A 19,672-nucleotide genomic window follows, 5' to 3' on the forward strand; every position below is an offset into this window, starting at 1 on the left:
CGGTTCATTCCGCTAAGCTATTATTTTTTTAAAAAAAGTTGTTGACTTTATTAATCTAGTATATTATGATTAGAAAGTTACACTTGAAGCAAATGATCTTTGAAAACTAAACAAAACCAAAAGCGTACCAAACGTTTTAAATTTTGAAGTCAGCAACAAATTGAGTCACAAATTTTCTTCGGAGAGTTTGATCCTGGCTCAGGACGAACGCTGGCGGCGTGCCTAATACATGCAAGTCGAGCGAACCTCTTCGGAGGTTAGCGGCGGACGGGTGAGTAACACGTGGGCAACCTGCCTGTAAGACTGGGATAACTCCGGGAAACCGGAGCTAATACCGGATAGTATCTTGAACCGCATGGTTCAAGTTGGAAAGACGGTTTCGGCTGTCACTTACAGATGGGCCCGCGGCGCATTAGCTAGTTGGTGAGGTAATGGCTCACCAAGGCAACGATGCGTAGCCGACCTGAGAGGGTGATCGGCCACACTGGGACTGAGACACGGCCCAGACTCCTACGGGAGGCAGCAGTAGGGAATCTTCCGCAATGGACGAAAGTCTGACGGAGCAACGCCGCGTGAGTGATGAAGGTTTTCGGATCGTAAAACTCTGTTGTTAGGGAAGAACAAGTGCGAGAGTAACTGCTCGCACCTTGACGGTACCTAACCAGAAAGCCACGGCTAACTACGTGCCAGCAGCCGCGGTAATACGTAGGTGGCAAGCGTTGTCCGGAATTATTGGGCGTAAAGCGCGCGCAGGCGGTTTCTTAAGTCTGATGTGAAAGCCCCCGGCTCAACCGGGGAGGGTCATTGGAAACTGGGAAACTTGAGTGCAGAAGAGGAGAGTGGAATTCCACGTGTAGCGGTGAAATGCGTAGAGATGTGGAGGAACACCAGTGGCGAAGGCGACTCTCTGGTCTGTAACTGACGCTGAGGCGCGAAAGCGTGGGGAGCGAACAGGATTAGATACCCTGGTAGTCCACGCCGTAAACGATGAGTGCTAAGTGTTAGAGGGTTTCCGCCCTTTAGTGCTGCAGCTAACGCATTAAGCACTCCGCCTGGGGAGTACGGTCGCAAGACTGAAACTCAAAGGAATTGACGGGGCCCGCACAAGCGGTGGAGCATGTGGTTTAATTCGAAGCAACGCGAAGAACCTTACCAGGTCTTGACATCCTTTGCCACTTCTAGAGATAGAAGGTTCCCCTTCGGGGGACAAAGTGACAGGTGGTGCATGGTTGTCGTCAGCTCGTGTCGTGAGATGTTGGGTTAAGTCCCGCAACGAGCGCAACCCTTGATCTTAGTTGCCAGCATTCAGTTGGGCACTCTAAGGTGACTGCCGGTGACAAACCGGAGGAAGGTGGGGATGACGTCAAATCATCATGCCCCTTATGACCTGGGCTACACACGTGCTACAATGGATGGTACAAAGGGCTGCGAGACCGCGAGGTTTAGCCAATCCCATAAAACCATTCTCAGTTCGGATTGCAGGCTGCAACTCGCCTGCATGAAGCTGGAATCGCTAGTAATCGCGGATCAGCATGCCGCGGTGAATACGTTCCCGGGCCTTGTACACACCGCCCGTCACACCACGAGAGTTTGCAACACCCGAAGTCGGTGGGGTAACCGCAAGGAGCCAGCCGCCTAAGGTGGGGTAGATGATTGGGGTGAAGTCGTAACAAGGTAGCCGTATCGGAAGGTGCGGCTGGATCACCTCCTTTCTAAGGATATATGAGGACGCTTTTGGTTTTTGTTTAGTTTTGAGAGATCATTCTCTCTATGATAGAAGACAAATCATCTGATTTGTCAGTTGTTCTTTGAAAACTAGATAACGTAATTGATAACAAGTAATTCACTGAGATTTACGCTTACCATAATTAGTGATTTTCTAGACATTTATGTCTAAACAAACAACGAAATGCGAAACGTATCTTATGATGCGATTGACCATTTAGGTTAAGTTATGAAGGGCGCACGGTGGATGCCTTGGCACTAGGAGCCGATGAAGGACGGGACTAACACCGATATGCTTTGGGGAGCTGTAAGTAAGCTTTGATCCAGAGATTTCCGAATGGGGAAACCCACTGTTCGTAATGGAACAGTATCTTTATCTGAATACATAGGATAATGAAGGCAGACCCGGGGAACTGAAACATCTAAGTACCCGGAGGAAGAGAAAGCAAACGCGATTTCCCAAGTAGCGGCGAGCGAAACGGAATTAGCCCAAACCAAGAGGCTTGCCTCTTGGGGTTGTAGGACACTCTATACGGAGTTACAAAGGAACGGGGTAGATGAAGCGACCTGGAAAGGTCCGTCAGAGAAGGTAATAACCCTGTAGTCGAAACTTCGTTCCCTCCAGAGTGGATCCTGAGTACGGCGGGACACGAGAAATCCCGTCGGAAGCAGGGAGGACCATCTCCCAAGGCTAAATACTCCCTAGTGACCGATAGTGAACCAGTACCGTGAGGGAAAGGTGAAAAGCACCCCGGAAGGGGAGTGAAAAGATCCTGAAACCGTGTGCTTACAAGTAGTCAGAGCCCGTTAATGGGTAATGGCGTGCCTTTTGTAGAATGAACCGGCGAGTTACGATCCCGTGCAAGGTTAAGTTGATGAGACGGAGCCGCAGCGAAAGCGAGTCTGAATAGGGCGTTTTAGTACGTGGTCGTAGACCCGAAACCAGGTGATCTACCCATGTCCAGGGTGAAGTTCAGGTAACACTGAATGGAGGCCCGAACCCACGCACGTTGAAAAGTGCGGGGATGAGGTGTGGGTAGCGGAGAAATTCCAATCGAACCTGGAGATAGCTGGTTCTCTCCGAAATAGCTTTAGGGCTAGCCTCAAGTATGAGAGTCTTGGAGGTAGAGCACTGATTGGACTAGGGGCCCTCATCGGGTTACCGAATTCAGTCAAACTCCGAATGCCAAAGACTTGCTCCTTGGGAGTCAGACTGCGAGTGATAAGATCCGTAGTCAAGAGGGAAACAGCCCAGACCACCAGCTAAGGTCCCAAAGTATACGTTAAGTGGAAAAGGATGTGGAGTTGCTTAGACAACCAGGATGTTGGCTTAGAAGCAGCCACCATTTAAAGAGTGCGTAATAGCTCACTGGTCGAGTGACTCTGCGCCGAAAATGTACCGGGGCTAAACGTATCACCGAAGCTGTGGACTGTTCTTACGAACAGTGGTAGGAGAGCGTTCTAAGGGCGTTGAAGCTAGACCGTAAGGACTGGTGGAGCGCTTAGAAGTGAGAATGCCGGTATGAGTAGCGAAAGAGGGGTGAGAATCCCCTCCACCGAATGCCTAAGGTTTCCTGAGGAAGGCTCGTCCGCTCAGGGTTAGTCGGGACCTAAGCCGAGGCCGAAAGGCGTAGGCGATGGACAACAGGTTGATATTCCTGTACCACCTCCTCACCATTTGAGCAATGGGGGGACGCAGGAGGATAGGGCAAGCGCGCTGTTGGATATGCGCGTCCAAGCAGTTAGGCTGAGAAGTAGGCAAATCCGCTTCTCATATAAGGCTGAGCTGTGATGGCGAGGGAAATTTAGTACCGAAGTTCCTGATTCCACACTGCCAAGAAAAGCCTCTAGCGAGGTGAGAGGTGCCCGTACCGCAAACCGACACAGGTAGGCGAGGAGAGAATCCTAAGGTGAGCGAGAGAACTCTCGTTAAGGAACTCGGCAAAATGACCCCGTAACTTCGGGAGAAGGGGTGCTTTTTAGGGTTCATAGCCCTGAAAAGCCGCAGTGAATAGGCCCAGGCGACTGTTTAGCAAAACACAGGTCTCTGCGAAGCCGCAAGGCGAAGTATAGGGGCTGACGCCTGCCCGGTGCTGGAAGGTTAAGAGGAGAGGTTAGCGCAAGCGAAGCTTTGAATTGAAGCCCCAGTAAACGGCGGCCGTAACTATAACGGTCCTAAGGTAGCGAAATTCCTTGTCGGGTAAGTTCCGACCCGCACGAAAGGCGTAACGATCTGGGCACTGTCTCAACGAGAGACTCGGTGAAATTATAGTACCTGTGAAGATGCAGGTTACCCGCGACAGGACGGAAAGACCCCGTGGAGCTTTACTGTAGCCTGATATTGAATTTTGGTACAGCTTGTACAGGATAGGTAGGAGCCTTGGAAGCCGGAGCGCTAGCTTCGGTGGAGGCATTGGTGGGATACTACCCTTGCTGTATTGAAATTCTAACCCACAGCCCTGATCGGGCTGGGAGACAGTGTCAGGTGGGCAGTTTGACTGGGGCGGTCGCCTCCTAAAATGTAACGGAGGCGCCCAAAGGTTCCCTCAGAATGGTTGGAAATCATTCGCAGAGTGTAAAGGCACAAGGGAGCTTGACTGCGAGACCTACAAGTCGAGCAGGGACGAAAGTCGGGCTTAGTGATCCGGTGGTTCCGCATGGAAGGGCCATCGCTCAACGGATAAAAGCTACCCCGGGGATAACAGGCTTATCTCCCCCAAGAGTCCACATCGACGGGGAGGTTTGGCACCTCGATGTCGGCTCATCGCATCCTGGGGCTGTAGTCGGTCCCAAGGGTTGGGCTGTTCGCCCATTAAAGCGGTACGCGAGCTGGGTTCAGAACGTCGTGAGACAGTTCGGTCCCTATCCGTCGTGGGCGCAGGAAATTTGAGAGGAGCTGTCCTTAGTACGAGAGGACCGGGATGGACGCACCGCTGGTGTACCAGTTGTCTTGCCAAAGGCATCGCTGGGTAGCTATGTGCGGAAGGGATAAGTGCTGAAAGCATCTAAGCATGAAGCCCCCCTCAAGATGAGATTTCCCATCACATTAGTGAGTAAGAACCCTGAAAGATGATCAGGTTGATAGGTCTGAGGTGGAAGCGCGGTGACGTGTGGAGCTGACAGATACTAATCGTTCGAGGACTTAACCACAGTCTAATAAAGTGTAAAACCTAAGTGAATCTTGTTATCAAACGTTATTTAGTTTTGAAAGAATAACATTCTTTCTAATCAATTGCATATTGTCTGGTGATGATGGCAAAGAGGTCACACCCGTTCCCATGCCGAACACGGAAGTTAAGCTCTTTAGCGCCGATGGTAGTTGGGGGTTTCCCCCTGTGAGAGTAGGACGTTGCCAGGCACGCATAAAAAAAGAACAGCAGAGATGCTGTTCTTTTTTTGTATGTAAAAGATAAAATGGCAAAGGACAGTTAGAGGGATGGCGGTTGGAAGCAGGTTTTGCTATTTAGAAAGATTGCCATTGATTGGATGTAATTGACTGGCCAAGCACAAAATAACGCTGAGCGAGCAAAAATGTTGCTTGAGCGAGCATGAATTGAAAAAGCTGCTCTTATAACAGGTTCTTAATCCTGTGAGATGTAGAAAAGCGCTCAACTCCAAGCACGGCGTCCCTCCACGATCTTACTTTGCAAAACAGGCATTTATATCCGCTGAAGCACTGTAACGAGCCGGAACCCCCATTCTCCAGTCAAAACTTCGAAAGAAATGTCCCTCCCCTAAAAAAGACCATTACACAGAATTTCAGATTTTCCGCACATCAGCAAAAAAATAGCACTTTCCGGCTGCATTCCATAATAGATTAATGAGAAAAATAGTTAAGAAATCACAATATAAAAGGCATTGTGTCTTTGCATAAACTTTAGTAAGATATGACCTGTTACCTTCATTAAGAGGTATAACAAGGTTAGGAGGAAGTCGATTGCTTTCAAATAGTGTAACGATGGTGTTAATCATCTTGCTCATCAATATTGTTTACGTATCATTTTTTACGATACGCATGATTTTGACGTTAAAGGGTCAGCGGTATCTAGCGGCTTTTATCAGTACGATTGAGGTTGTTATATATGTCATTGGCCTTGGGCTGGTGCTGGATAATTTAAATGAGATTCAGAACTTAATTGCCTATGCTATTGGGTATGGGATTGGTGTTATTGTCGGGATGAAAATTGAAGAGAAGCTTGCTCTTGGGTATATTACGGTTAATGTGATTTCTACTGAAAGTGAGAGAGATTTGCCTGCGATTTTAAGAGATCGCGGATATGGTGTGACAGACTGGATGGCAAATGGGCGCGAGGGAGACCGTTTGGCGATGCAGATTCTCACGCCGCGCAAATATGAATTAAATTTGTATGCAGCTATTAAGGAGCTTGATCCGAAGGCGTTTATTATTGCTTTTGAACCGAAAACCATACACGGCGGTTTCTGGGTGAAGGCTGTAAGAAGGAGCAAGATTGAAGTATGACAGATAAACCTAAAAAGCGAAAGTTTGAGGTGCTGGAGGGCGAGACCATTGACAGCTGTCTTTCCCGTATGCAAAAAGAGGGTTATATGCCTGTAAGAAGAATGGAAGAACCCATCTTTAAAGAAGAGAAGATAAATGGTGTAATTGAAGTGGTACCTTATGGTAAAAAGATTGTTTTTGAAGGGAAATTGATCTAAATACGAACGTTTTTATTGTGATAGGGATAATTGTTCGATTTTGCGTTGACAAGTCCTTAAGTGTGCTGTTATGATAAACATGGATATAAAAACGAATGTATTTTACCTCATATAAAGTCGGGAATATGGCCCGAAAGTTTCTACCCGATAACCGTAAATTATTGGACTATGAGGGAAAGTAATTTCAGCCTGTCATGGAACGGCTTGATTTTATCATGTTCTGATGCCCGGTTTGTATTGCTTTCTCTTATAGAGAAGCGATGCATGCTGGGCTTTTTTTATGGATAAAAAAGGTGGGATATCGAATGGAAGCAGCAGTTGGGATTATTATGGGAAGCACGTCTGACTGGGAAACAATGAAGCATGCGTGCGATATTTTAGATGAGCTGCAGGTGCCTTACGAGAAAAAAGTCGTTTCGGCGCATCGTACACCTGATTATATGTTTGAATACGCAGAAGATGCTAGAAATAGAGGACTAAAGGTTATTATTGCAGGGGCCGGGGGTGCAGCGCATTTGCCTGGCATGGTAGCAGCGAAGACAACGCTCCCTGTTATCGGAGTGCCTGTTCAGTCAAAAGCGCTGAATGGCATGGACTCCCTGTTGTCGATTGTTCAAATGCCTGGAGGCGTTCCGGTTGCAACGGTTGCGATCGGAAAAGCTGGTGCGGTAAACGCAGGGCTGCTTGCTGCACAAATTTTATCGATTACAAACCAAGAGATCGCAGAAGCACTGGAAACAAGACGTGAACAAACGAGAAAAAATGTGCTGGAAAGCAGTGATGAGCTTGTCTAACAAAACAATATTGCCAGGTTCCACGATTGGAATTATCGGCGGCGGTCAGCTTGGCCGAATGATGACGGTGGCTGCGAAAAGCATGGGATATGATGTGGCGGTTTTAGATCCTGCACCGAACTCACCATGCGGTCAGCTAGCAGACTATGAAATTACCGCTTCCTATAATGATTTATCAGCGATAAAGAAGCTTGCTGAACTTAGTGATGTGATAACCTACGAGTTTGAAAACATAGATTACGAGGCTTTGAAGTGGATTGAAGAGAATGCCTGCCTTCCTCAAGGTTCTGTTCTTCTCTCTTTAACTCAAGATCGCGAGACAGAGAAAAAAGCGATTACAGACGCGGGCTGCAAGGTTGCGGACTACCGGATTGTCAAAACGGAAGAAGAACTTTCCTCTGCTGTAAGCGAACTTCAGTATCCATGTGTTTTGAAAACATGCAGAGGTGGCTACGATGGTAAAGGGCAGGCTGTGATCAGGCTGGAAAGTGATATACCTGCAGCCCGAGACCTATTAAAAAGCGGTACATGTATTCTGGAAAAATGGGTGTCTTTTGAAAAAGAGATCTCGGTGATTGCTGCCAGAAACTCTGATGGAGAGATCAGCTCCTTCCCTATTGCAGAAAACATTCATGTAAACAATATTCTTCATCAAAGCATCGTGCCTGCAAGGATACAGGAAGAGGTTGCCGAAGAAGCAAGAAAACAGGCAGATAAGCTTGCAAAAGCGTTTAGCCTGGTCGGTACCCTTTCCGTTGAAATGTTTGTGACGAAAGATGGAGAAGTATTTATAAATGAACTTGCTCCAAGACCGCACAATTCCGGTCATTACACGATTGATCTTTGCGAGACGGATCAATTTGAGCAGCACATCAGAGCTGTATGCAATCTGCCGCTCGGGAAGCCGGCGCTGCTGCATCCTGGACTGATGGTCAACGTTTTAGGCGAACACATGCCGCTTGTTTTAAATAATCTTTCGTTATTCCGCGAAGGTAAGATATACTTGTACGGTAAAAAAGAGGCGAAGCACAAACGGAAAATGGGGCACGTCACTTTTTTAACAGAAGCAATCGAACAGACAGAAACACAGATCAACAAACTATGGGATCAACAATAGAACGGAGGATTTATCGATGATTGAACGCTACACAAGACCTGAAATGGGTGCTATTTGGACGGAAGAAAACCGTTTTAAAGCTTGGCTTGAGGTTGAAATTCTTGCATGTGAAGCATGGGCTGAGCTTGGGCATATCCCAAAGGAAGACGTAAAGCTGCTTCGCCAAAATGCGTCATTTGATATTAACCGCATCAAGGAAATCGAAGAAGAAACACGCCACGACGTTGTTGCTTTTACTAGAGCTGTTTCTGAAACGCTTGGAGAAGAAAGAAAATGGGTGCATTACGGCTTAACTTCAACGGATGTAGTTGACACAGCCCTTTCTTATCTTTTGAAGCAGGCTAACGATATTCTTTTAAAAGACATCGAAAACTTTGTTGAAATCTTAAAAAACAAGGCGATTGAACACAAATACACCGTTATGATGGGCCGTACACATGGTGTACACGCTGAGCCTACGACGTTTGGACTTAAGCTTGGATTATGGTACGAAGAAATGAAACGCAACTTAGAGCGCTTCAAGCGTTCAGCAGAAGGCATTGAATTTGGAAAAATGTCCGGCGCAGTTGGCACATATGCAAACATCGATCCTTTTGTTGAAGCATATGTGTGTGAAAAGTTAGGCTTGCAGGCAGCTCCAATCTCTACACAGACCTTGCAGCGCGACCGTCACGCAGATTATATGAGCACACTTGCATTAATCGCAACGTCAATTGAAAAATTCGCAACAGAGGTTCGCGGTCTTCAAAAGAGTGAAACACGCGAGGTTGAGGAATTCTTCGCAAAAGGTCAAAAAGGATCTTCTGCTATGCCTCACAAACGCAACCCGATCGGTTCTGAAAACATGACAGGTCTTGCAAGGGTCATCCGCGGCTACATGATGACAGCTTACGAAAATGTGCCGCTATGGCATGAGCGTGACATCTCACACTCATCTGCAGAGCGTATTATTCTGCCGGATGCAACCATTGCTTTGAACTACATGCTGAACCGCTTCGGCAACATCGTGAAGAACTTGACTGTTTTCCCTGAAAATATGAAGCGCAACATGGACCGCACTCTTGGTCTTATTTATTCACAGCGCGTCCTTCTTGCTCTGATTGATTCAGGTATGACACGCGAGCAGGCTTACGATATCGTGCAGCCAAAAGCAATGGAAGCATGGGAAAAACAAGTGCCATTCCGCAGCCTTGTAGAAGCGGATGGAACGATCACAGACCGTCTATCAAGTGAACTCATTGAAGACTGCTTTGATTACAACTACCACTTAAAAGGTGTAGATACAATATTTGAACGCTTAGGTCTTTAAGCGGAATCTTAAAAAACAAAGAGGTAAATATTTTATTTGCCTCTTTGTTTAAAGAAGCGAAGCAGGAGCTTGTACCTTGATGTCCGGCTCAAGCCCAACTCCTCGGCCAGAACGGCTTCGCCAGTAAAGGCAAAAAGCGCCTTTACTGGCGGATCCTTATCTGTCTGCCGGAGCTAAACAGGCGCTTCCGCACTTCTTATGTTCCCAATATTCTGTCGTTACTAGGAGGATTTTCATGACTATTCAAAAGTTGAACCTGCTTTATGAAGGCAAGGCGAAGCAAATTTACCGCACAAATGAAGATGCTGTTTTGCTAGTTTCATATAAAAACTCTGCAACAGCGTTTAATGGTGAGAAGAAAGCCGAAATCGAAGGGAAAGGCCGTTTAAATAATGAAATCTCGACGCTGCTGTTTGAAAAGCTTGCCGAGAATGGCATTGAGAGTCATTTTATTAAAAGACTTTCCCAAACGGAGCAGCTTGTAAGAGAGGTTTCGATTGTGCCGCTTGAGGTCGTTGTCCGGAACATCATGGCAGGAAGCCTTTCAAAGCGACTTGGAATAGAGGAAGGAACACCGCTTAAAACTCCAATTGTAGAATTCTATTATAAAAATGATGATTTAGGTGATCCTCTGATTACTGAAGATCACATTGAACTCCTTGAGGCTGCAACGAAAGAGCAAGTACATCAGCTGAAGGAAGCAGCGTTAAAAGTGAATCAAGTCTTGATCAGCCACTTCAAAAACTGCGGCATCCGCTTGGTCGACTTTAAATTGGAATTTGGTTTAACAAAGGATGGCACACTGCTTTTAGCAGATGAGATTTCGCCTGATACGTGCCGGTTATGGGACGAAAAAACGAATGAAAAGTTTGATAAAGATGTTTTCCGCCGTGATATCGGCAGCTTAACAGATGCATACTCAGAAATTTTAAATCGTTTAGGAGGAGAAACAGCATGTACAAAGTAAAGGTATTCGTTACACTCAGAGAAAGCGTTCTTGATCCACAGGGAAGCGCGGTACAGCACGCATTGCACAGCATGAACTACAAAGAGGTTAACGATGTTAGGATTGGAAAGTACATGGAGCTTACGATTGAAAAGACTGAGCGTGACTTGGACGCGACTGTTCGTGAAATGTGCGAAAAGCTGCTTGCAAACACAGTCATCGAAGATTACCGCTATGAGGTGGAGGAGGTTGTCGCACAGTGAAATTCGCCGTCATCGTTTTTCCGGGATCAAACTGTGATATCGATATGTTCCACGCTATCAAGGATGAGCTTGGGGAAGAAGCAGAGTACATTTGGCATGATGAAACAGATCTAAGCCGTTTTGATGGCATTCTTCTTCCGGGGGGATTTTCATACGGAGACTATCTTCGCTCTGGCGCCATCGCGCGTTTTGCAAATGTCATGAAGGAAGTTGTTAAAGCTGCAGAAGAAGGCAAGCCGGTTCTTGGTGTATGCAACGGGTTTCAGATTTTACTTGAAGCAGGCTTATTGCCGGGTGCGATGAAGCGCAATGAAAACTTGAAATTCATGTGCCGCCCGACAAACCTTATCGTTCAAAATGAGAAAACGATGTTCACTTCTGCCTATGAAAAAGAGAAGGTCATCTCTGTTCCGATCGCGCATGGTGAAGGAAACTACTATTGTGATGAGCTGACCTTAGAAAGATTAAGAGAAAACAATCAAATTGTCTTCACATATGAAAACAATCCAAATGGAAGTTTGGAAGATATCGCAGGAATCGTAAATGAGCGCGGAAATGTTCTTGGAATGATGCCTCATCCTGAACGTGCAGTTGATTCACTGCTTGGAAGCGCGGATGGACTGAACCTATTTAAATCGATCGTGAAAAACTGGAGGGAATCTCATGTCACTACTGCTTGAACCAACACAGCAAATGATTAAAGAAGAGAAAATCTACCGTCAAATGGGCGTTAGTGATGATGAGTTTTCAATGATTGAAAAGATTATGGGACGCCTGCCGAATTATACAGAGCTCGGTATTTTCTCTGTCATGTGGTCAGAGCACTGCAGTTATAAAAATTCGAAGCCTGTTTTAAAGAAGTTCCCGACTGCAGGCGAGCATGTTCTTCAAGGACCTGGTGAAGGTGCTGGGATTGTAGATATCGGAGACGACCAGGCAGTTGTGTTTAAAATCGAAAGCCACAATCACCCTTCTGCGATTGAACCTTATCAAGGTGCAGCAACAGGCGTAGGCGGAATCATCCGTGATGTCTTTTCAATGGGCGCGCGACCTATCGCTCTATTAAACTCTTTGCGCTTCGGGGAATTAACATCTCCACGTGTCCGTTATTTGTTTGAAGAAGTTGTTGCAGGCATTGCCGGCTACGGAAACTGCATCGGTATTCCGACAGTCGGAGGAGAGATACAGTTTGATCCTTCTTACGATGGAAATCCGCTAGTAAATGCGATGTGTGTCGGATTAATCAACCATGAAGACATCAAAAAAGGTGTGGCGAAAGGAATTGGCAATACCGTGATGTATGTTGGCGCTAAAACAGGCCGCGACGGTATTCACGGCGCTACATTTGCATCTGAGGAACTGACAGATGCATCAGATGAAAAACGCCCTGCTGTACAAGTAGGCGATCCGTTCATGGAAAAGCTTTTGCTTGAAGCTTGTCTAGAGGTTATAAAATGCGATGCTCTTGTTGGCATTCAGGACATGGGAGCAGCGGGACTTACAAGCTCGACTGCTGAAATGGCGAGCAAAGCAGGTTCAGGCATCGAAATGAATTTAGATTTAGTACCGCAGCGTGAAGCAGGAATGACACCTTATGAAATGATGCTCTCTGAATCACAGGAGCGCATGGTATTAGTCGTTGAACGAGGCCGTGAAAAAGAAATCACCGACATTTTTGACAAATATGAGCTTGAAGCAAAAGCAATCGGGGTTGTAACAGATGATAAAATGCTCCGCCTTCTCCATAAAGGCGAGGTAGTTGTAGAAATTCCGGTTGATGCACTTGCAGAAGAAGCACCGGTCTATCACAAGCCATCTGCAGAGCCGGCTTATTATAAAGAGTTTCAAGAGATGGAAGCAAGCACGCCTAAAGTGGGTGACTTAAAGGAAACTCTAGTGAACCTTTTAAAACAGCCCACAATTGCAAGCAAAGAATGGGTATATGATCAATATGACTACATGGTCCGCACAAATACGGTTGTAGCACCTGGCTCTGATGCAGCTGTTCTCCGTATTCGCGATACAAATAAAGCACTTGCGATGACAACAGACTGCAACTCAAGATATCTTTACCTCGATCCTGAGGTTGGCGGAATGATTGCCGTTGCAGAGGCAGCACGCAATATCGTCTGCTCAGGCGGAAGACCGCTTGCTGTGACAGACTGCCTGAACTTTGGAAGTCCTGAGAAGCCTGAGATTTTCTGGCAAATCGAAAAAGCAGCCGATGGCATGAGTGAAGCGTGCCGTGTGCTGAATTCACCGGTTATTGGCGGAAACGTATCGCTTTATAATGAAACAAACGGAACAGCTGTTTATCCGACACCTGTAATTGGGATGGTTGGTTTAATTGAAGATACAAAATACATCACAACACAATCCTTCAAAGCAGCAGGCGACCTGATCTACTTGATCGGCGAAACGAAAAATGAATTTGGCGGCAGTGAGCTGCAAAAAATGGTTCACGGCAAGATTTTCGGCAAAGCACCTGAGATGGATCTTGGAGTAGAAGCAGAGCGCCAGGCGCAGGTATCAGCAGCGATCCGTGCAGGATTAGTTGCATCTGCACATGATGTAGCTGAAGGCGGTTTGGCAGTAGCAGCTGCAGAAAGCACATTCGGTACGAACGGACTTGGTGCAAGCATCACAGTAAATGGCGAAGCAGTTGCCGCACTGTTCAGTGAAACACAGTCCCGTTTTATCGTGACAGTAAAGCCTGAACACCAGACAGCGTTTGAAGAAATGACAGATGCTGCGTTAATCGGAAGTGTAACAGAAGATGCAGCATTCACTGTGAAAAATGAAACAGGCGAAATCTTAATTCAATCGAAGGTAAGCGCGCTTGAAACAGCTTGGAGAGGAGCGATTCCATGCTTGCTGAAATCAGAGGATTAAACGAAGAGTGCGGAGTGTTCGGGATTTGGGGACACTCTGAGGCACCGCAAATCACATATTACGGCTTGCATAGTCTTCAGCACCGCGGTCAAGAGGGTGCAGGAATTGTTTCAACGGACGGGAAGAAGCTGACTTGTGTAAAAGGGCAGGGCCTGATCACAGAAGTGTTCAGCGGCGGCCGTCTGAATGATATTAAAGGAAAAGGAGCCATCGGCCACGTTCGTTATGCGACGGCTGGGGGAGGCGGATTTGAAAATGTTCAGCCTCTTCTTTTCCGTTCTGAAAGCGGCGGTCTGGCTCTTGCTCATAATGGTAACTTAGTGAATGCAAACGGCCTGAAGCATCAGCTTGAAAATCAGGGAAGTATTTTTCAGTCAACTTCAGATACAGAGGTACTTGCTCACTTAATTAAGAGAAGCGGATACTTCTCAATGAAGGATAAAATTAAAAATGCGCTGACGATGATCAAAGGAGCATATGCCTTTTTAATCATGACGGAAACGGAAATGATGGTGGCGCTTGATCCGAACGGTCTTCGCCCATTATCAATCGGCATGCTTGGCGACTCTTATGTTGTTGCATCTGAAACATGTGCTTTTGACATTATCGGTGCAAAATATCTTCGTGAGGTTGATCCTGGAGAGCTTATAATCATCAATGATGAAGGTCTCCGCTCTGAGCGATTCTCTATGAACGTCAATCGCGCGATCTGCAGCATGGAATATATCTATTTTTCAAGACCTGACAGCAATATCGACGGCATCAATGTTCATACAGCACGCAAAAACCTTGGAAAACGCATGGCAATCGAAGCGCCATTTGAAGCAGATGTTGTCACAGGTGTGCCGGATTCAAGTATTTCAGCAGCGATTGGGTATGCAGAAGTATCAGGTATTCCTTATGAACTTGGATTAATCAAAAACCGTTATGTCGGCAGAACGTTTATCCAGCCTTCGCAGTCTCTCAGAGAGCAAGGGGTAAAAATGAAGCTGTCTGCAGTACGAGGCGTTGTTGAAGGCAAACGGGTTGTCATGGTTGATGATTCCATCGTGCGCGGTACAACAAGCCGCAGAATCGTCAACATGCTGAGAGATGCGGGAGCAACGGAAGTGCATGTCTGCATTACGTCGCCGCCGATCAGCAATCCGTGCTTCTACGGAATTGATACATCATCAACAGAAGAGTTGATTGCAGCAAGCCATTCAGTGGAAGAGATCCGCGAAATTATTGGTGCTGACACGCTGACTTTCTTAAGTGTAGAAGGGCTGCTAGAAGGAATTGGACGCCCTTATGAAGGAGAGCGCCGCGGACAGTGTTTAGCTTGTTTTACAGGGAAATATCCGACAGAAATTTATCCGGATACAGAATTGCCTCATGAAAAGGAAGAAGTGCTGACGAAATAAGAGCGGGGGGAATGTGTGATGTCAAACGCATACAAGCAGGCAGGCGTTGATATAGAAGCAGGCTATGAAGCCGTTTCGCGAATGAAAAAACATGTAGCTAAAACAATGAGAAAAGGCGTCATGGGTAGCCTCGGCGGATTTGGCGGCATGTTCGATCTTTCAGAGCTGAATTACAAACAGCCGGTCCTCGTATCAGGTACAGATGGTGTAGGCACAAAGCTTAAGCTTGCATTCATGATGGATCAGCATGATACGATTGGGATAGATGCAGTTGCGATGTGTGTGAATGATATTCTTGCACAGGGCGCAGAGCCATTATTCTTCCTTGACTATTTGGCGCTTGGAAAAGCAGAGCCTGTTAAGATCGAGCAGATCGTCAAAGGTGTAGCAGACGGCTGCGAGCAGTCAGGCTGTGCTTTGGTTGGCGGAGAAACAGCCGAAATGCCTGGTTTATATGACGGGGACGAATATGATATCGCAGGCTTTGCTGTTGGCGCTGTTGAAAAAGAAGAGATAGTCACAGGTGAGAATATCAGTGCAGGTCATGTATTAATCGGGCTTTCCTCAAGCGGATTGCACAGCAACGGCTTCTCATTGGTACGCAAAATTTTGCTTGAAGATCACGGTCTTTCATTAAAAGAGAAAGTTGAACCGCTTCAGCACACACTTGGAGAGGAATTGCTCCGTCCGACTAAGATTTATGTGAAGCCGGTATTAGAAGTTTTGAAAAAGAATAAGGTAGATGGCATGGCCCACATTACGGGCGGCGGATTTATAGAAAACATCCCGAGAATGCTCCCTGAAGGATTAGGGGCAGAAATCGATTACGGCTCATGGCCGATTCCTCCTGTCTTTGATTTGCTTCAGGAAAAAGGGGCGCTCAGCCAGGAAGAAATGTTTAACATCTTTAACATGGGCATCGGATTTGTATTAGCGGTTGATTACAAGCAGATGCACAATGTCATCAATGAGATTGAAAAGCATGGAGAGAAGGCTTATATTATCGGACGTGTGAAGGATGGCCAGGGCGTCACATTTGGCGGAGGCTCTCTCACATGATCAAAATAGCGGTATTTGCTTCTGGAACGGGCTCTAATTTTCAGGCTATTATAGATGAAGTGAAGAGCGGAAGACTGGCAGCGGAAATTGCGCTTCTTGTTTGCGACAGACCGGGAGCAAAAGTCGCTTTACGCGCTGAAAAAGAAAACATCCCGGTCTTCCAGTTTTCACCGAAGGAATTTAAAAACAAGGAAGCATTTGAAACCATCATCCTAAATCAATTGAAACAGTATAACGTTTCTTATGTAGTGCTCGCAGGATATATGAGGCTGATTGGAGATACCCTGCTCACTGCTTTTCCTGAAAATATCATCAATCTGCATCCTTCTTTGCTGCCGTCGTTTCCAGGTAAGGATGCGATTGGCCAGGCTTTTGATGCAGGAGTGAAAGTAACAGGGATTACGATTCACTTTGTAGATGCAGGCATGGATACGGGCCCGATTATTGCTCAAAAAGCGCTTGAAGTAGAAGAGTCTGACACTTTAGAAACGTTATCTGCAAAGATTCACAAGCTCGAGCACACATACTATCCCCAAGTACTAAATACCCTTTTCCAAAAAAGAGAGCTAGAGGTGTAAAGAATGACAATCAAACGCGCACTTGTCAGTGTTTCGAATAAAGATGGCATCATTCCATTTGTAACAGAGCTAGTGGAACAAGGAATCGAAGTCATTTCAACAGGCGGAACGAAAAGCCTGCTCCAGAAAAACGGCGTCAAAGTAACAGGGATCTCAGAAGTAACTGGATTTCCTGAAATTATGGACGGCAGAGTGAAAACCCTGCATCCGAATATTCACGGAGGTCTGCTTGCTGTCCGCAGCAATCCGGATCACATGAAACAGCTTGAAGAAAACAGCATTTTGCCGATCGATCTAGTTGTCGTAAATCTTTACCCATTTAAAGAAACGATTTCAAAGCAGGACGTCACGTTTGATGATGCGATCGAAAACATCGATATCGGCGGACCGACCATGCTTCGTTCAGCAGCAAAAAATCATCAGGATGTTGCAGTTGTCGTTGATCCTGCTGACTACGCTGAAGTTCTGGAGCAGATTAAGAGCGAGAAGGAAGTTACGATTGCAACGAAGCAAAAGCTTGCTGCAAAAGTGTTCCGCCATACGGCTTCTTATGACGCGCTTATCGCAGAATATTTAACGAATGCTGTAGGCGAGGAAGACCCTGAGACAGTGACTTATACGTTTGAGAAAAAACAATCGCTTCGATACGGCGAAAACCCTCACCAAAAAGCTACTTTTTACAAAAAGCCATTAGCGAGCAATGTTTCGATTGCAGAAGCGCAACAGGTTCACGGCAAAGAGCTTTCTTACAACAACATTAAAGATGCAGATGCAGCTCTTCAAATCGTGAGAGAATTTAAGCAGCCTGCAGCTGTGGCCGTAAAACATATGAATCCATGCGGAGTCGGAACAGGCGAAACGATTTTTGAAGCATTCACGCGCGCATATGAAGCAGATCCAACTTCGATTTTCGGCGGAATCATCGCTTTAAATCATGAAGTGGATAAAGAAACAGCTCATAAATTACATGAAATTTTCCTTGAGATTGTCATTGCCCCTTCTTTTGATAAAGAAGCATTAGAGATTTTGACGTCTAAGAAAAACTTAAGACTCCTTACATTAGATGTGTTAGGTGCGGAAAAACAGGATCAGCAAATCACTTCGATTCACGGAGGTCTGCTTGTTCAGGATGAAGATACGCTTTCTTTTGATGATGCGAAAATCACGATCCCAACAAAGCGTGAACCAACTGAGCAGGAGTGGGAAGACTTAAAGCTTGCATGGAAAGTCGTAAAACATGTGAAATCAAACGCAATCGTTCTTACAAAAAATCAGATGACAGTCGGTGTTGGTGCGGGTCAGATGAACCGTGTCGGTGCGGCGAAGATTGCGATTGAACAGGCAGGAGCTCTTGCTGAAGGAAGTGCAATGGGATCAGATGCATTTTTCCCAATGAACGACACAGTTGAAGCGGCTGCAAAAGCAGGCGTCACAGCAATTATTCAGCCTGGCGGATCCATTAAGGATGAGGATTCCATTCAAAAAGCAGATGAATACGGCATTACGATGGTATTTACAGGAGTTAGACACTTTAAACATTAAACTAGTGAGGAGCTGGTAACGATGAACATTCTAATCATTGGCCGCGGAGGCCGTGAACATGCAATCGCCTGGAAGGCATCACAGAGTAAGCTTGCTGAGAAAGTGTTTGTTGCTCCAGGGAACGATGGAATGAGCAGCGTTGCCGAGCTTATTGCAATCGATGAGCAGAATACAGAGGAGCTCGTTGCTTTTGCAAAAGAAAATAAGGTGGAGCTAACAATCGTAGGTCCTGAGGTTCCGCTCCTGAATGGCGTTGTCAATGCGTTTCAAGAAGCGGGACTGAAGGTTTTCGGGCCAACAAAGGAAGCTGCCCTCATTGAAGGCAGCAAGAAGTTCGCCAAGGAGTTAATGATGAAAAACAACATTCCGACAGGAGCGTATCAATCGTTTACTTCTTTTGAAGAAGCGAAGAATTACGTCCTTGAACAAGGAGCTCCAATCGTCATAAAAGCGGATGGACTTGCTGCAGGAAAAGGGGTAACCGTCGCTATGACAGTAGAGGAAGCAATCGACTGTCTGCGTGATTTTCTTGAAGATGCCAAATTCGGCGAGGCAAGCAGCTCGGTTGTCATCGAAGAATTTTTAGATGGCGAGGAATTTTCATTGATGGCCTTTGTTCACGGTGATGCTGTCTATCCAATGGTGATCGCGCAGGATCATAAACGGGCATACGATCATGATGAAGGTCCTAATACTGGCGGAATGGGTGCTTACTCTCCGGTCCCTCAAATTTCAGATGCAGTTGTACAGGAAGCTGTTGAAACAGTGTTAAAGCCGGCAGCTGAAGGCATGATTGCCAATGGAACTCCATTTACGGGGATTTTATATGCAGGATTGATCTTAACGAAGCAAGGTCCAAAAGTCATTGAATTTAATGCGCGCTTTGGCGATCCTGAAACACAGGTTGTTCTGCCGCGCTTAGAATCAGACTTGATTGAAACATTGCTTGCTATTTTAGATGGCAAAAAAGCAGAGCTCAAATGGCGCAAGGAAGCAGTAATGGGAGTTGTCCTTGCTTCAAACGGCTACCCGAATGAGTATAAAAAAGGCGAAGCAATCGGTACGCTTCGTTCAAGCTTTGAACAAGGTGCCCTTTTCCACGCAGGGACGAAGAAAAGCGGGGATGAATTTGTAACGGATGGCGGACGGGTTTTAGCTGTTATTGCATACGGCAGCGATTTGCTCGAAGCTCAGACTCAAGTGTATGAGTATGTATCTGAAGTAGAATCGCCTGCTCTATTTTACCGCAAGGACATCGGCGCCAAAGCGACTAAGCACGTTTTTTCTTAACATAGACAAACATTAAGGCAACAATACTGCCGATAAGTAAAGCAAGTACAAATGTCATATCGGATAAATATTCCATG

At 46.2% G+C, this 19,672-nt stretch carries 14 protein-coding genes, 3 rRNA genes and 1 riboswitch; all 17 genes read left to right on the forward strand.

Features of this window, described 5'->3' with window-relative positions:
- Nucleotides 1–175 precede the first annotated feature (175 nt).
- A 16S ribosomal RNA gene (locus LIT25_01890) occupies nt 176–1,712 on the forward strand.
- A gap of 233 nt (nt 1,713–1,945) precedes the next feature.
- Nucleotides 1,946–4,875 (forward strand): 23S ribosomal RNA (locus tag LIT25_01895).
- A gap of 92 nt (nt 4,876–4,967) precedes the next feature.
- A 5S ribosomal RNA gene (gene rrf / locus LIT25_01900) occupies nt 4,968–5,083 on the forward strand.
- The 16S, 23S and 5S rRNA genes sit together here, the layout of an rRNA operon.
- A gap of 600 nt (nt 5,084–5,683) precedes the next feature.
- Nucleotides 5,684–6,205, forward strand: a complete 522-nt coding sequence (locus LIT25_01905) for a DUF5698 domain-containing protein (GenBank protein USK36118.1) — start codon at nt 5,684–5,686, stop codon at nt 6,203–6,205.
- On the forward strand, nt 6,202–6,402 hold the full coding sequence (locus LIT25_01910) for an NETI motif-containing protein (GenBank protein ID USK34192.1): 201 nt from the start codon (nt 6,202–6,204) through the stop codon (nt 6,400–6,402). The genes LIT25_01905 and LIT25_01910 overlap by 4 nt, the downstream gene beginning before the upstream one ends.
- Before the next feature lie 87 nt (nt 6,403–6,489).
- A riboswitch (purine riboswitch) is annotated at nt 6,490–6,591 on the forward strand.
- A 116-nt stretch (nt 6,592–6,707) separates the two neighbouring features.
- Complete coding sequence (gene purE, locus LIT25_01915; protein ID USK34193.1) at nt 6,708–7,196, forward strand: 5-(carboxyamino)imidazole ribonucleotide mutase; 489 nt, start codon at nt 6,708–6,710, stop codon at nt 7,194–7,196.
- Nucleotides 7,165–8,313, forward strand: a complete 1,149-nt coding sequence (gene purK / locus LIT25_01920) for a 5-(carboxyamino)imidazole ribonucleotide synthase (GenBank protein USK36119.1) — start codon at nt 7,165–7,167, stop codon at nt 8,311–8,313. Before purE ends, purK begins: the two co-directional genes overlap by 32 nt.
- Nucleotides 8,314–8,329: 16 nt before the next feature.
- Nucleotides 8,330–9,622: an adenylosuccinate lyase gene (purB, locus tag LIT25_01925; protein ID USK34194.1), complete on the forward strand. Its 1,293-nt coding sequence runs from the start codon at nt 8,330–8,332 to the stop codon at nt 9,620–9,622.
- Between the two features lie 241 nt (nt 9,623–9,863).
- Nucleotides 9,864–10,589: a phosphoribosylaminoimidazolesuccinocarboxamide synthase gene (locus LIT25_01930; GenBank protein USK36120.1), complete on the forward strand. Its 726-nt coding sequence runs from the start codon at nt 9,864–9,866 to the stop codon at nt 10,587–10,589.
- Nucleotides 10,577–10,831: a phosphoribosylformylglycinamidine synthase subunit PurS gene (gene purS / locus LIT25_01935; GenBank protein USK34195.1), complete on the forward strand. Its 255-nt coding sequence runs from the start codon at nt 10,577–10,579 to the stop codon at nt 10,829–10,831. The genes LIT25_01930 and purS overlap by 13 nt, the downstream gene beginning before the upstream one ends.
- Nucleotides 10,828–11,511 (forward strand): phosphoribosylformylglycinamidine synthase subunit PurQ, encoded by a 684-nt coding sequence (gene purQ / locus LIT25_01940; GenBank protein ID USK34196.1) that lies wholly within the window; start codon nt 10,828–10,830, stop codon nt 11,509–11,511. Before purS ends, purQ begins: the two co-directional genes overlap by 4 nt.
- Nucleotides 11,495–13,723, forward strand: coding sequence for a phosphoribosylformylglycinamidine synthase subunit PurL (purL, locus tag LIT25_01945; GenBank protein ID USK34197.1), 2,229 nt, complete (start codon nt 11,495–11,497; stop codon nt 13,721–13,723). The genes purQ and purL overlap by 17 nt, the downstream gene beginning before the upstream one ends.
- Nucleotides 13,699–15,126: an amidophosphoribosyltransferase gene (gene purF / locus LIT25_01950; GenBank protein USK34198.1), complete on the forward strand. Its 1,428-nt coding sequence runs from the start codon at nt 13,699–13,701 to the stop codon at nt 15,124–15,126. The genes purL and purF overlap by 25 nt, the downstream gene beginning before the upstream one ends.
- Before the next feature lie 18 nt (nt 15,127–15,144).
- On the forward strand, nt 15,145–16,185 hold the full coding sequence (gene purM / locus LIT25_01955; GenBank protein ID USK34199.1) for a phosphoribosylformylglycinamidine cyclo-ligase: 1,041 nt from the start codon (nt 15,145–15,147) through the stop codon (nt 16,183–16,185).
- The gene (gene purN, locus LIT25_01960) at nt 16,182–16,763 is read left to right on the forward strand and encodes a phosphoribosylglycinamide formyltransferase (protein ID USK34200.1); all 582 of its coding nucleotides are present in this window, start codon (nt 16,182–16,184) and stop codon (nt 16,761–16,763) included. Before purM ends, purN begins: the two co-directional genes overlap by 4 nt.
- A 3-nt stretch (nt 16,764–16,766) precedes the next feature.
- Nucleotides 16,767–18,305 carry a bifunctional phosphoribosylaminoimidazolecarboxamide formyltransferase/IMP cyclohydrolase gene (gene purH, locus LIT25_01965; GenBank protein USK34201.1) on the forward strand — a complete coding sequence of 513 codons (1,539 nt, stop codon included), beginning with the start codon at nt 16,767–16,769 and terminating at the stop codon, nt 18,303–18,305.
- Nucleotides 18,306–18,326: 21 nt separating this feature from the next.
- The gene (gene purD, locus LIT25_01970; GenBank protein USK34202.1) at nt 18,327–19,595 is read left to right on the forward strand and encodes a phosphoribosylamine--glycine ligase; all 1,269 of its coding nucleotides are present in this window, start codon (nt 18,327–18,329) and stop codon (nt 19,593–19,595) included.
- Nucleotides 19,596–19,672: the final 77 nt, after the last annotated feature.

Origin of the sequence: Bacillus sp. F19 (genome assembly GCA_023823795.1) — a bacterium.
In the GTDB taxonomy this organism is placed as follows: Bacteria; Bacillota; Bacilli; order Bacillales; family Bacillaceae; genus Bacillus_P.

Coding starts and splice junctions, on each gene's coding strand:
- LIT25_01905 (USK36118.1), top strand. CDS start 5,684: ATGGTGTTAATCATCTTGCTCATCAATATTGTTTACGTATCATTTTTT.
- LIT25_01910 (USK34192.1), top strand. CDS start 6,202: ATGACAGATAAACCTAAAAAGCGAAAGTTTGAGGTGCTGGAGGGCGAG.
- purE (USK34193.1), top strand. CDS start 6,708: ATGGAAGCAGCAGTTGGGATTATTATGGGAAGCACGTCTGACTGGGAA.
- purK (USK36119.1), top strand. CDS start 7,165: ATGTGCTGGAAAGCAGTGATGAGCTTGTCTAACAAAACAATATTGCCA.
- purB (USK34194.1), top strand. CDS start 8,330: ATGATTGAACGCTACACAAGACCTGAAATGGGTGCTATTTGGACGGAA.
- purS (USK34195.1), top strand. CDS start 10,577: ATGTACAAAGTAAAGGTATTCGTTACACTCAGAGAAAGCGTTCTTGAT.
- purL (USK34197.1), top strand. CDS start 11,495: ATGTCACTACTGCTTGAACCAACACAGCAAATGATTAAAGAAGAGAAA.
- purF (USK34198.1), top strand. CDS start 13,699: ATGCTTGCTGAAATCAGAGGATTAAACGAAGAGTGCGGAGTGTTCGGG.
- purM (USK34199.1), top strand. CDS start 15,145: ATGTCAAACGCATACAAGCAGGCAGGCGTTGATATAGAAGCAGGCTAT.
- purN (USK34200.1), top strand. CDS start 16,182: ATGATCAAAATAGCGGTATTTGCTTCTGGAACGGGCTCTAATTTTCAG.
- purH (USK34201.1), top strand. CDS start 16,767: ATGACAATCAAACGCGCACTTGTCAGTGTTTCGAATAAAGATGGCATC.
- purD (USK34202.1), top strand. CDS start 18,327: ATGAACATTCTAATCATTGGCCGCGGAGGCCGTGAACATGCAATCGCC.